This is a genomic window from Actinokineospora globicatena (assembly GCF_024171945.1).
GTDB lineage: Bacteria > Actinomycetota > Actinomycetes > Mycobacteriales > Pseudonocardiaceae > Actinokineospora > Actinokineospora globicatena.
Genome location: NZ_JAMTCR010000002.1, coordinates 470,198 through 482,427 on the forward strand (window position 1 = coordinate 470,198; position 12,230 = coordinate 482,427).

Annotated in this window: 11 protein-coding genes; 7 read left to right on the forward strand and 4 right to left on the reverse strand. The window is 72.0% G+C overall.

The genetic code is table 11. The features are described 5' to 3' along the window. Positions 1-13: 13 nt before the first annotated feature. From LV79_RS02210 to sepH, 3 genes are all read left to right on the forward strand, one after another. Positions 14-1,375 carry a serine hydrolase domain-containing protein gene (locus LV79_RS02210; protein ID WP_253831508.1) on the forward strand — a complete coding sequence of 454 codons (1,362 nt, stop codon included), beginning with the start codon at positions 14-16 and terminating at the stop codon, positions 1,373-1,375. A gap of 85 nt (positions 1,376-1,460) precedes the next feature. Next, positions 1,461-2,594, forward strand: coding sequence for a phosphoserine transaminase (gene serC, locus LV79_RS02215; protein WP_253831509.1), 1,134 nt, complete (start codon positions 1,461-1,463; stop codon positions 2,592-2,594). 271 nt (positions 2,595-2,865) lie between these two features. Further along, on the forward strand, positions 2,866-3,861 hold the full coding sequence (gene sepH / locus LV79_RS02220) for a septation protein SepH (protein WP_253831510.1): 996 nt from the start codon (positions 2,866-2,868) through the stop codon (positions 3,859-3,861). Between the two features lie 58 nt (positions 3,862-3,919). Here the strand turns inward: sepH and LV79_RS02225 are convergent, their stop codons facing one another. Then, positions 3,920-4,156, reverse strand: a complete 237-nt coding sequence (locus tag LV79_RS02225) for a hypothetical protein (protein WP_253831511.1) — start codon at positions 4,154-4,156, stop codon at positions 3,920-3,922. 108 nt (positions 4,157-4,264) lie between these two features. On the opposite strand from LV79_RS02225, the gene LV79_RS02230 reads away from it, so the two are divergent. Next, positions 4,265-6,028 (forward strand): ABC transporter ATP-binding protein, encoded by a 1,764-nt coding sequence (locus LV79_RS02230; RefSeq protein ID WP_253831512.1) that lies wholly within the window; start codon positions 4,265-4,267, stop codon positions 6,026-6,028. Further along, entirely contained in the window at positions 6,025-7,872 is a 1,848-nt protein-coding gene (locus LV79_RS02235) for an ABC transporter ATP-binding protein (protein ID WP_253831513.1), read from the forward strand. The genes LV79_RS02230 and LV79_RS02235 overlap by 4 nt, the downstream gene beginning before the upstream one ends. Before the next feature lie 16 nt (positions 7,873-7,888). On the opposite strand, the gene LV79_RS02240 is transcribed toward LV79_RS02235, so the two are convergent. Beyond that, positions 7,889-8,485, reverse strand: coding sequence for a DUF2537 domain-containing protein (locus tag LV79_RS02240; protein ID WP_253831514.1), 597 nt, complete (start codon positions 8,483-8,485; stop codon positions 7,889-7,891). Further along, positions 8,463-9,293 (reverse strand): TrmH family RNA methyltransferase, encoded by an 831-nt coding sequence (locus LV79_RS02245; RefSeq protein ID WP_253831515.1) that lies wholly within the window; start codon positions 9,291-9,293, stop codon positions 8,463-8,465. The genes LV79_RS02240 and LV79_RS02245 overlap by 23 nt, the downstream gene beginning before the upstream one ends. Positions 9,294-9,470: 177 nt before the next feature. On the opposite strand from LV79_RS02245, the gene LV79_RS02250 reads away from it, so the two are divergent. Next, a complete protein-coding gene (locus LV79_RS02250; protein ID WP_253831517.1) occupies positions 9,471-10,964 on the forward strand; it encodes a glutamate-cysteine ligase family protein in 1,494 nt (497 codons plus the stop codon). Between the two features lie 85 nt (positions 10,965-11,049). After that, the gene (locus LV79_RS02255; RefSeq protein ID WP_253831519.1) at positions 11,050-11,685 is read left to right on the forward strand and encodes a superoxide dismutase; all 636 of its coding nucleotides are present in this window, start codon (positions 11,050-11,052) and stop codon (positions 11,683-11,685) included. Positions 11,686-11,947: 262 nt separating this feature from the next. Here the strand turns inward: LV79_RS02255 and LV79_RS02260 are convergent, their stop codons facing one another. Then, entirely contained in the window at positions 11,948-12,196 is a 249-nt protein-coding gene (locus tag LV79_RS02260; protein WP_253831522.1) for a DUF2530 domain-containing protein, read from the reverse strand. Between the last annotated feature and the right edge of the window lie 34 nt (positions 12,197-12,230).

Here is a 12,230-nt window from a genome sequence, read left to right on the forward strand (position 1 = left end):
CACAATTTCGTTCATGCTGCACACCACTGAGAACGCGCTGCTGCGCCGGATCGCGGTCGAACAGGCCGAGAGCCGGGCGCCCTCGCTCGTGGCGGCCGTCGTCCGGGGCCACGAGCTCGTCTGGACCGGCGCGCGGGGCAAGGTCGACGGGTCGACCCCCACGACCGAGACCCAGTACCGGATCGGGTCCATCACCAAGTCGTTCGTCGCCGCGCTGGTCATGCGGTTGCGCGACGAGGGCAGGCTCGACCTCAACGACCCGCTGGACAAGCACGTGCCGGGCACCGCGATCGGCGCGGTGACCATCGCCCAGCTGCTGGCGCACACCAGCGGCCTGACGTCCGAATCGCCGGGCACGTGGTGGGAGCGCGCCGAGGGCGCGGACTTCGCCGCGCTGGACAAGAGCCTGGCCACCGACGCGCTGCGGCACCGCCCCGGCGCGAAGTTCCACTACAGCAACGTCGGCTACGGCGTGCTCGGCGAGCTGGTCGCCCGGCTGCGCGGGGCGAGCTGGCTGGAGGTGCTCGAGGCCGAGATCCTCAAGCCGCTCGAGCTCAACCGCACCACCCCGCACCCGATCGCGCCCGCCGCGACCGGCTGGGCCGTGCACCCGTACGCGGACGTCCTGCTGCACGAGCCCACCCCGGACGCGGTCGCGATGGCCCCCGCCGGTCAGCTGTGGTGCAGCGTGCTCGACCTGGCCCGCTGGAACCGGTTCGTCGGCGGCGACACCGGCGACGTGCTCAGCCCCGACACCGTCGCCGAGATGCGCGAACCGGCGCACATCGACGACGACGCGACCTGGGCGTCGGGCTACGGCCTCGGCCTGCAGGTGCTCAAGGTCGGCGGCCGCAGGCTGGTCGGCCACGGCGGGTCGATGCCCGGCTTCCTGGCGATGAACCTGGTCGACCCGAAGACCGGCACCGGCGGCGTGATCATGGCCAACTCGACCGGCGGGGTGAACATCGGCGGGGTCGCCGCCGACCTGATCGAGCTGACCGAGCAGCACGAGCCGGTGCTGCCCGCCGAGTGGGAGCCGCTGGTCGAGGCCGACCCGGCGCTGCTCGCGCTGACCGGGCAGTGGCACTGGGGCCCGACCCCGTACGTGCTCAAGCTGCTGCCGGACGGCTGGCTCAGCCTGGTTCCGGTGAGCGGGCGCGGGCGCCAGTCCCGGTTCCGCCCCGAGGGCGGCGACACCTTCACCGGTCTGGACGGCTACTACTCCGGCGAGACCCTGCGGGTGCACCGCGACGGGTCGGGGGCGGCGACCCACCTGGACCTCGCCACGTTCGTCTTCACCCGCGAGCCGTACGGGGTCTCGGAATCGATCCCAGGTGGGGTGGACGAGCAGGGCTGGCGAACCCGCGAGGGCTGAGGGTGCCAGACTGGGGGCGCACACGCTCCGCCAACGCCGCCGGGTCGTCCCCAGTCACCCCCCTTTCCAGGAGAAAGGCGCCCAGATGACGCAGACCGCCGATCCGAGCTCGTTGGAACTCCCGGCAGGCCTCCGCCCAGCCGACGGCCGATTCGGGTGTGGACCGTCCAAGGTCCGCCCCGAGCAGGTCGCCGCGCTCGCCGGTGCCGGTGCCGCCCTGCTGGGCACCTCGCACCGCCAGAAGCCGGTGAAGTCCCTGGTCGGCCGGGTCCGGTCCGGTCTGCGCGAGCTGTTCGCGCTGCCCGACGGCTACGAGGTCGTGCTCGGCAACGGCGGCACCACCGCGTTCTGGGACGCCGCCGCGTTCGGCCTGGTCCGCGAGCGCGCGCAGCTGTTCACCTACGGCGAGTTCTCGTCGAAGTTCGCCACGGTGAACAAGAAGGCGCCGTTCCTGCAGGACCCGATCGTGGTGTCCGCCGAGCCGGGCAGCGCGCCGGAGATCGCCTACCAGTCCGGCGCGGACCTGGTCGGCTGGGCGCACAACGAGACCTCGACCGGTGTCGCGGTGCCCGTGGTCCGGCCCGCCGGGTCCGACGGCGCGCTCGTCGCCATCGACGCCACCTCCGGCGCGGGCGGCCTGCCGGTGCGCGCCGAGGACTTCGACGTCTACTACTTCGCGCCGCAGAAGTCCTTCGCCGCCGACGGCGGGCTGTGGCTGGCGCTGGTCAGCCCGGCGGCCCTGGAGCGGATCGCCGAGATCGGCGCGTCCGACCGGTGGGTGCCGGAGTTCCTGTCGCTGCCGACCGCGCTGGACAACTCGGTCAAGGACCAGACCTACAACACGCCGTCCATCGCCACGCTGTTCCTGCTCGCCGAGCAGCTGGACTGGATGAACGGCAACGGCGGTCTGGAGTGGACCGTCGGGCGCACCAAGGACTCGTCGGACCGGCTCTACACGTGGGCGGAGAAGACGGAGTACACCTCGCCCTACGTCGCCGAACCCGCGCACCGCTCCCAGGTCGTCGGGACCATCGACTTCGCCGACTCGGTCGACGCCGCCGCGGTGGCCAAGGCGCTGCGGGCGAACGGCATCGTCGACGTCGAGCCGTACCGCAAGCTCGGCCGCAACCAGCTGCGGGTGGCCATGTTCCCGGCCATCGACCCCGAGGACGTGACGACGCTCACGTCGGCCATCGACTGGGTCGTCGAACGTCTCTGAAACCGGCCTGGACGCGGGTGCGCCACCCCTGGCGCACCCGCTCCGTGCCCGGTCGCATCGCGTGCGTCACCGCCGCCCCGCCAGACCACACCAACACGCCCGCGAACGGGTGAACGCTGCACCAACCCGGTCGCGCGCAGTGCCTTGGATACGGCAAGATCACGGCGAGATGTCACGGGGATCGCGGCGCGCCTAGCGCAGGAAACCGCCACGCCGATCTACCGTGGGACGCTGGCGAGTGAAGTCCGCTCAGGTCGCAGGGAGGTTCGCGATGCGCGCGCTGCGGGTCGTCGGGCTCTCGGATGACGGCAAGACGGTCATCTGCGAGGACCCGTCACGTGGCGAGCGCTTCACGCTCCCGGTCGACGAGCGCCTGCGTGCGGCCGCGCGCGGAGACGTCACCCGACTCGGCCAGATCGAGATCGAGCTGGAGAGCCAGATGCGTCCTCGGGAGATCCAGACCCGCATCCGCGCGGGTGAGTCCGTCGAGCAGGTGAGCGAGGCAGCGGGTATCCCCGCGCACAAGGTCGAGCGCTTCGCCTACCCGGTCCTGCTGGAGCGCTCGCGCACCGCGGACCTGGCGCAGCGGGCGCACCCCGTCCGCGAGGACGGCCCCGACCTGCAAACCCTCGGCGAGGTCGTCGCGCACGCGTTCGGCCTGCGCGGCCAGGACTACGCCGCGGCCGGGTGGGACTCGTGGCGCGGCGAGGACGGCAAGTGGGTGGTCCAGATCTCGTGGACCGCGGGCCGTTCGCTCAACCGCGCGCACTGGTCGTTCCACCCCGGCGCGCACGGCGGCACGGTGTCACCGCTCGACGAGCACGCCCACGACCTGCTCGACCCCCAGCCGAACCGGCCGCTGCGCACGGTGCGGCCGGTGACCGAGCTGGCCCAGGCCGCGCTCAACCTGGAGGCCCCCCGGCCGCAGGTCGAGCTGGAGCCGGACCCGGAGCTGGACGCCGCGGTGTTCGCGCCGCCGGTCGCCCCCGTCCCGGTCCCGGCCGCCGCGCAGGCACCGGTGGTCGACGACGAGCCGGACTTCGTGGCCGACTTCGAGCTGACCCCGGAACCGGCGCCCGTGCCGGAGGTCGAGGAGGACGAGCAGGTGGCCGACGAGCCGGTGGCGGAGATCCCCGAGCAGGACGCGCTGATCGACGAGCCCGCCCGCAAGTCCGAGCCGCCGCGCAGGCCCAAGGCGAAGAAGGCCAGGCCGATCGTCCCCTCGTGGGAAGACGTCCTCCTGGGCACCCGCTCCAACCGCGGGTAGCCACGAACGCTGGTCGAGGAGCGGCGGCACCCCACCGGGGTGCGCCGCTCCTCGCGTTTCAGCGGGTGGGGACCGCGTCGAGCACCTCGGGTGCGGTGCCGGATTCGGCGCACCACTGCTCGGCCAGGTCGCGGGTGAGCCAGGTGGCGCCCGCGGGTGTGGTGTGGCCGAGGTGGATCCAGCCGTCGGGCGCCAGGACGTGGACGTCGGTGCCGCGCAGTGCGAGCAGGCGGCCGCCGGGGTACGCCATCGTGGGCGCCGAGCGGAGGAACCGGGCGGTTTCTGGCCGGGGCATGCGCCCATGATGCCCCGCCGCGAGCCGCACGGGCACCGGTGGCGGCGGCGAAACTCGGATGCCCGCACCGCACCGGAGTGGCTACCGTCGGGGCCCGGACCGGGACGGATGGAGCAGACACCGACCATGAAGGCACTGCGCAAGGTCGTTCCCTACCTCCGGCCCTTCAGCGGGAGGCTCACCCTGGCCGGGGTGGCCGTGCTGGGGTCGATGGTGTGCGGGCTGGCGATCCCGCTGGTGCTGCAACAGATCCTGGACGGCCCGGTGGCCCGCCGCGAGACCGGACCGCTGGTGTGGTTGCTGCTGGCCGTCGCGGCGCTCGGCGCGGCCGAGGCACTGATGTTCTACGTGCGGCGCAGGCTGGTGGCCGGGCCGTGCACGGCGATCGAGGCCCGGATGCGCGCCGACCTGTTCGCGCACCTGCAGCGGCTGCCGATCTCCTTCCACGACCGCTGGCCGTCCGGGCAGCTGCTCTCGCGCGCGGTCAGCGACCTGGCCACGCTGCGCCGCTACATCGCGTTCTCCGGGATCTTCCTGGTGGTGAACACGGTGACGCTGGTGCTCGGGCTGGTCGTGCTGTTCGTCCTGGCGCCGGTGCTCGGGGTGATCGCGCTGATCTGCGCCGCGCCGCTGGTCGTGGTCTCGACGCAGTACGAGTCCAAGTACGCCCTGCTGACCAGGCGGGCCCAGGACCAGGGCGGCGACCTGGCCACGGTGGTCGAGGAGTCGGTGCTCGGCGTCCGGGTGCTCAAGGCGTTCGGCCGCGGACCGCACCTGGCCAGGCACTTCGCCGCCCAGGCGCGGGAGCTGCGCGGGACCGAGATCGCCAAGGTCAAGATGGTCGCGGTGCTCTCCGGCAGCATCGTCCTGCTGCCGGAGCTGGGGATCGCGGCGCAGCTGCTGTTCGGCGCGTTCGGCGTGGCCGACGGGTCGATGACGGTCGGCACCCTGGTCGCCGGGATCACCGTGACCGCGTACCTGCGCTGGCCGACGGAGTCGATCGGGTGGCTGCTGGCCGAGACGAACCAGACCGAGACCGCCGCCGCCCGGTACTGGGAGGTCCGCGAGGCCGAGGTGACCATCACCGATCCGGAGCGCCCGCGCGAGCTGCCCGCCGACGGCGTCGGCGCGGTCCGGTTCGACGGGGTCCGGTTCGCCCACGAGGGCGCCGAGCGCGATGTGCTGTCCAGTGTGGACCTCGAGTTGCGCCCGGGCGAGACCGTGGCCCTGGTCGGGGCGACCGGGTCGGGCAAGTCGACGCTGGCGATGCTGGTCCCCCGGCTGGCGGACGTGTCCGGCGGTCGGGTGAGCGTGGACGGCGTCGACGTGCGCGACCTGCGGTTGGCCGACCTGCGCTCGGTGGTCGCGATGGCCTTCGAGGAACCGGTGCTGTTCTCGGCGAGCGTCCGGGAGAACGTGGCGCTCGGCGCGCCGGAGGTGACCGACGAGCAGGTCAGGGAGGCGCTGCGGGTGGCGCAGGCCGAGGAGTTCGTCGACCGGTTGCCGTGGGGGCTCGATACCCGCATCGGCGAGGAGGGCTTGTCGCTGTCCGGCGGGCAGCGCCAGCGGTTGGCGCTGGCCAGGGCCGTGGTCGGTCGGCCGAAGGTGCTGGTGCTCGACGACCCGCTCTCGGCGTTGGACGTGCACACCGAGGCCGAGGTCGAGCGGGCGCTGCGCGCGGTGCTCACCGGGGTGACCGCGCTGGTCGTGGCGCACCGGCCGAGCACCGTCCGGCTCGCCGACCGGGTCGCGCTGCTGCACCAGGGCCGCATCGCCGCCGTCGGCACCCACGAGCACCTGCTCAAGACCTCCGCCGCCTACCGCGACCAACTGTCCACTGAGGATGAGGACCGAGCCGAGGTGGCGTCGTGACCGCACCGACCGACCAGCAGTCGACCGACGACCAGTGGCGCGGCGTCGCCGCCGAGGACACCGAGCAGGTCGACCGGGCGGTCGGGCTCAAGCTCAAGCGCCGGTCGCTGGCGCTGCTCGGATCGCTGCTGCGACCGCACCGGCGGTGGGCGGCGCTCGGCCTGGCCATGGTCGTGGTGGAGAACCTGGCGCGGCTGGCCGGACCGCTGCTGATCGCGGTGGTGATCGACTCCGGCATCCCGGCCGTGCTGCGCGGGGACCCGACCGTGCTGGCGTGGTGCGTGGTCGCATACGCGGCGTGCTCCGTGGCGACCGCCGGGCTGGGCGCGGCGTTCCTGGTGCTATCCGGGCGGATCGGCCAGGACCTGGTGCTCGACCTGCGGCAGCGGATGTTCCGGCACGCCCAGCGGCTGTCGCTGTCCTTCCACGAGACCTACACCTCGGGCCGGGTCATCTCCCGGCAGACCACCGACGTCGACTCGCTCAACGAACTGCTCGAGATCGGCCTCAACAACCTGATGACCTCGGTGCTCTCCGCCGTGGGCATCACCGTCATGCTGCTGACCCTCGACCTGGAACTGGCCGGGCTGACGCTGCTCACCTCGGTGCCGCTGTACTTCGCGACGCGCTGGTTCCTGCGCCGCTCCAACCAGGCCTACCGCGGCGTCAGCGGCCGGACGGCCACGGTGATCGTGCACTACGTCGAGACCATGAACGGCATGCGCGCGGTGCAGGCGTTCCGCCGCGAGGGCCGCAACAAGTCCATCATGGACGGTCTGAACACCCGGCTGCGGTCCTCGGCGCACGACTCGCTCGACGTGGTCGCCACCTTCATCATGTCGGTGCGGCTGGTCGGCAACCTGTCGCTGGCCGCGGTGCTGGCCGTCGGCGCGTTCCGGGTGACCGGTGGGACGCTGGAACTGGGCGTGCTGACCGCGTTCACGCTGTACCTGCGCAGGCTGTTCGACCCGCTGGACGAAGTCGCGATGTTCGCGTCCGCGTACTCGTCGGCGATCGCGGCGCTGGAGAAGATCTCCGGGCTGTTGCAGGAAGACCCGACGGTCCGCGAGCCGGAGCGTCCACGCGCACTGCCGCCGCACCGGGGTGGGCTGCCGGTCGAGTTCAGCGGGACCGAGTTCCGCTACCGGGCGGACACCCCGGTCGTGCTGCCGGAACTGGACCTGGCGATCCCCGCCGGGCAGACGGTCGCGCTGGTCGGACCGACCGGCGCGGGCAAGTCGACCATCGCCAAGCTGCTGGCGCGGTTCTACGACCCGACCGCCGGGCAGGTGCTGCTGGCCGGGGTCGACCTGCGCGAGGTGTCCGATGTGGAGCTGCGCCGGTCGGTGGTGATGGTGACCCAGGAGAACTTCCTGTTCTCCGGGTCGGTCGCCGACAACATCGCGCTCGGCAAACCGGAGGCCTCGCGCGCCGAGATCGAGTCGGCGGCCCGCGCGGTCGGGGCGCACGAGTTCATCAGCGAGCTGCCGGAGGGCTACGACACCGACGTGCGCAAGCGCGGTGGTCGGCTCTCCGCCGGTCAGCGCCAGGTGATCGCGTTCGCCCGCGCCTTCCTGGCCGACCCGGCGGTGCTGGTGCTCGACGAGGCGACCTCCAGCCTGGACCTGCCGACCGAGCGGGTGGTGCAGCGCGCGTTGGAGTCGGTGCTGGCCGACCGGACCGCGCTGATCATCGCCCACCGGCTCTCCACGGTGCTGATCGCCGACCGGGTCCTGGTGGTCACCGACGGGCGGGTCACCGAGGACGGCGACCCGGCCGACCTGATCACCGGCTCCGGCCACTTCGCCGCGCTGCACGACGCGTGGCGCGACTCGCTGGCCTAGCCGGTGGTCCGGACCATCAGCCGAAGACGATGAACGGCAGGGTCAACCAGCCCAGGCCGATCCCGGCCGCGACGCCGACCGCGACCCAGCGCCAGGTGGGCACCTTGCGCGCCAACCAGACCGAGGGCAGCAGGCCCGCGCTGATGACCAGGTTCGACGCGACCGCGAGCAGCGGGTTCGTCTCGTACAGGGTGACCGCGAGGGTGATCACGGAGAACAGCACCAGCGCGCCGGTGAAGCCCGCGACCAACAGGCCGACACCCCACGGGGTCGGCTCGTCGACGACGGTCTCCTCGGCGGCGGGAGCATCGATGACCTCGGGTGGGTTCACGGTCGACACCTCTCCGGACAGGGGATCCACGTAGCTGACTGGGGTGCCCATGACGGCGGCGACCCGCTCGGCGAGTTGCCTGCCGCGCTTGGTCACCAGCTCCGCCGCCTGGTCCGGGTCCTCGTCGGTGCCCCGGCGCAGCGCGGCCGCGACCTTGGCCCACTCGTGCAGCGCGGTCGACAGGTCGGAGCCGAGGGCGAGGGTGTGCGGGTCCACCTCGCGCTCGCCGGTGCCGTCGTCCCCGATGAGGATGGCGCGGTCATCCCTGGCGCGCAGTTCCACCGGTTCCCCTTTCTGCGAGCGCGTAGAAGGCGACCGCCGCTGCGGTGGCCACGTTGAGCGAGTCGACCGCCCCCGACATCGGGATGCGCGCGGCGACGTCGGCGGCGGCGATGGCCTCGTCGGTGAGCCCCGGGCCCTCCGAGCCGAGCAGCACCGCCACCCGTTCGTCGGCGCGCACGGCCTCGGACAGCGGTACCGCATCGGCCGCCGGGGTGAGCGCGAGCACGCGGAACCCGCTGTCGCGCAACCACTTCAGGCCTTCGGGCCACGGTTCGAGCTCGGCGAAGGGCACCGCGAGGACGTGCCCCATCGACACCCGGACGCTGCGCCGGTAGAGCGGGTCGCTGCAGCCGGGGCCGAGCAGGACGCCGTCGACGCCGAGCGCGGCGGCGTTGCGGAACAGCGCGCCGAGGTTCTCGTGGTCGCCGACGCCCTCCAGGACCGCGAGGGTGCGCGCGTTCTCGGCCAGGCGCACCGGATCCGGGGCGGGCGCGCGGTCGGCGGCGGCCAGGATGCCCCGGTTCAGGTGAAACCCGACCGCATCGGCCATGACCTCGGCACTGGCGACGTAGGCGGGCGCGTCGATACCGGCCAACTCGTCTGCTAGTTCTTCGACGCGGCGGCGGATCCCGAGCAGGGCGCGCACCGGGTAGGGGGAGGCGAGCAGCCGCCGCACGACGATGACGCCCTCGGCGATGACCAAGCCGCGACCACCCGGTCGGTCCGGGCGGCGGTCGGCCCTCGACAGGTCGCGGAAGTCGTCCAGCCGTGGGTCCGCCGGGTCGGTCACCTCGATCACCTGCGCCACGGGGGCAGTCTCGCACGTCTGCGGCGAACGGGTAGCGCCCTCACCCGCCGCTCGCTCTGTGTCACGACGAGATAACGCACTGCACCAATTTGGGCGCTAGCCCGACCGGGTTGGCTGTGCGAACGTTGGCCTCCCGCGCGTGCGCCGGACGCCGATCCGGCCAGACGGGAGGGCGGCATGGGGCAAGACGTGAAAATCGACGCTTTCAGCCGAGAAGACCGGCAGCGCTACCGCCAGAAGGTGCGCCGGTGCCTGGACGCGCTGGAGCGCATGCTGGCCGAGGGTGGTTTCGCCGACGAGCACCCGAGGATGGGCCTGGAGATCGAGCTCAACCTGGTCGACGACGCGCTGGCGCCCGCCATGCTCAACCGCACGGTCCTCGAGAAGATCAACGACCCGTGCTACACGACCGAACTCGGCCAGCACAACCTGGAGCTCAACGTGCCGCCGCGCCCGTTGCGCGACGAGCAGTCCACCGACCTCGAGCGCGAACTGCGGCTCTCGCTGGCCGACGCCGGTCTCAAGGCGCGCGACGCGGGAGCAAGTCTCGTGATGATCGGGACGCTGCCGACGCTGCGCAGCGAGCACTTCGACATCCGGTGGCTGACCCAGAACCCGCGCTACCGCAAGCTCAACGACCAGATCTTCGCCCTGCGCGGCGAGGAACTGCTGCTGCACATGGAAGGCGTGCCGCTGCCCGGTCAGCGCGCGGAGCGGTTGCGGTGCCTGCAGGACTCCATCCTCGCCGAGTCGGCGTGCACGTCCGCGCAGCTGCACCTGCAGGTGCCGCCGGAGAAGTTCGCGGCCAACTGGAACGCCGCGCAGTGCCTTGCAGGCGTCCAAGTCGCGATCGCGGCGAACTCGCCCTTCCTGCTGCGCAAGGCGTTGTGGCACGAGACCCGGATCCCGCTGTTCCAGCAGGCGACCGACACCCGGCCGCAGGAGCTGCAGAACCAGGGTGTGCGACCGAGGGTGTGGTTCGGCGAGCGGTGGATCACCTCGATCTTCGACCTGTTCGAGGAGAACGTGCGCTACTTCCCCGGCCTGCTCCCGGAAGTCGACGACGAGGACCCGTTCGAGGCGCTGGAGTCCGGTCGCGCGCCGCGGTTGGCCGAGCTGCGGCTGCACAACGGCACGATCTGGCGGTGGAACCGGCCGGTCTACGACGTGTTCAACGACGTGCCGCACCTGCGGGTGGAGAACCGGGTGCTGCCCGCGGGTCCGACCGTGGTCGACCTGATCGCCAACGCGGCGTTCTTCTACGGCGCCCAGCGCGCGCTGACCGCGGAAGAGCGTCCACTGTGGACGCGCATGTCGTTCCAGGCGGCGGAGGAGAACCTGCACGCGGGCGCGCGGCACGCCTTCGACGCGCAGCTGTACTGGCCGGGCATCGGCTGGGTGCCGCCGGACGAGCTGGTGCTGCGGGTGCTGCTGCCGATGGCGCACGAGGGCCTGCGCGACTGCGGGGTGTCCGACGAGTCCCGCGAGCGCTACCTCGGCGTGATCGAGGCGCGCTGCCTGGCGCGGCGGACCGGGTCGACCTGGCAGCGCGCCGTGGTCGCCGACCTGGAGGCACACGGGTACGACCGCGACGCCGCCCTGGCGACGATGCTGCGCCGCTACATCGAGCTGAGCGCCGCGGGTGAGCCGGTTCACACCTGGGAGCTGTGACCGAGGAGTGGACCCGCCCGACGCGCCGGGCTTCTTGCCAGTATGTTGCAGTTAGAACTGACTGGCATCAACTCAAGGAGAGCACGTGGCTCCGTACGTCTTGCCCGATCTCGACTACGACTACGGGCAGCTCGAGCCGGTGATCATCGGCGACATCAACGAACTCCACCACAGCAAGCACCACGCCGCGTACGTCAAGGGCACCAACGACACGCTGGAGAAGATCGCGGAGGCGCGCGACAAGGGCGACTTCAGCTCCATCGTCGGCCTGGAGACGACCCTCGCGTTCAACCTCGCGGGCCACACGCTGCACAACCAGTGGTGGACCAACCTCAGCCCGGACGGCGGCGACAAGCCGACCGGTGAGCTCGCCGCCGCCATCGACGAGCACTTCGGCTCGTTCGACGGGCTGCGCGCCCAGCTCAACGCGGTGTCCGGCACCATCCAGGGCTCCGGCTGGGGCGTGCTGGCCTGGGACCCGATCGGCTCGCGGCTGATCACCCAGCAGCTCAAGGACCACCACTCGAACCTGTCGATCGCCACCACGCCGCTGCTGGTGTTCGACACCTGGGAGCACGCGTACTACCTGCAGTACAAGAACGTGAAGGTCGACTACATCGACCGGCTCTGGAACATCGTCAACTGGGCCGACGTCACCGCCCGGTTCGACGCGGCGCGGGCGGGCGTCAACGGCCTGCGCCCACCGGCACCGCAGGCGTAGCACCACCAGGTCTTCGGCAGGGTGCTCCGACAAAGTCCCCGGCCGAACACAAGCGAGACCCCCCGCACCGGACGCTTGGTGCGGGGGGTCTCGCCGTTCCCGAACTGACTGCCGCTCCCACCACGAAGCGGACGAGAGTTAGGTTAGCCTAACCTCTCTGGCCTCGCAAGCCCCCGCTCACGACAGTCCGGGGTGGCCGTCCGAGGTCGCCACACAGCCCCGCCGACCTGCGATTACGCGTCGGGGGGCTGACGGGTTGGTACTAGTCCAGCTTCTGGGCGGCCTTGGAGCCGCGACGGCCCGCCTGGCGCTGCCAGAGCATGATCAGCGCGCCGATGACACCGAGGCCGCCGCCCGCGAGCGCGGTCCAGGTCCAGATGGGCGCGAGGTCCAGCAGCAGGAACGCCAGGGCGGCGACCAGCCAGGTGCCGGTGCCGAGGTACACGATCGGGCCCATCGCCAGCAGCTTGGGGGGCAGCGGCGGAGTGGGGTGCAAGACCGGCTCTGACATGGGCTTCAGGCTAGTCCAGGCGCTGGTCCGCGGG

Bases quoted from the DNA above. Each gene is read 5' to 3' on its own strand.
- LV79_RS02210 (WP_253831508.1), top strand. From the start codon at position 14: ATGCTGCACACCACTGAGAACGCGCTGCTGCGCCGGATCGCGGTCGAA.
- serC (WP_253831509.1), top strand. From the start codon at position 1,461: ATGACGCAGACCGCCGATCCGAGCTCGTTGGAACTCCCGGCAGGCCTC.
- sepH (WP_253831510.1), top strand. From the start codon at position 2,866: ATGCGCGCGCTGCGGGTCGTCGGGCTCTCGGATGACGGCAAGACGGTC.
- LV79_RS02225 (WP_253831511.1), bottom strand. From the start codon at position 4,156: ATGCCCCGGCCAGAAACCGCCCGGTTCCTCCGCTCGGCGCCCACGATG.
- LV79_RS02230 (WP_253831512.1), top strand. From the start codon at position 4,265: ATGGAGCAGACACCGACCATGAAGGCACTGCGCAAGGTCGTTCCCTAC.
- LV79_RS02250 (WP_253831517.1), top strand. From the start codon at position 9,471: ATGGGGCAAGACGTGAAAATCGACGCTTTCAGCCGAGAAGACCGGCAG.
- LV79_RS02260 (WP_253831522.1), bottom strand. From the start codon at position 12,196: ATGTCAGAGCCGGTCTTGCACCCCACTCCGCCGCTGCCCCCCAAGCTG.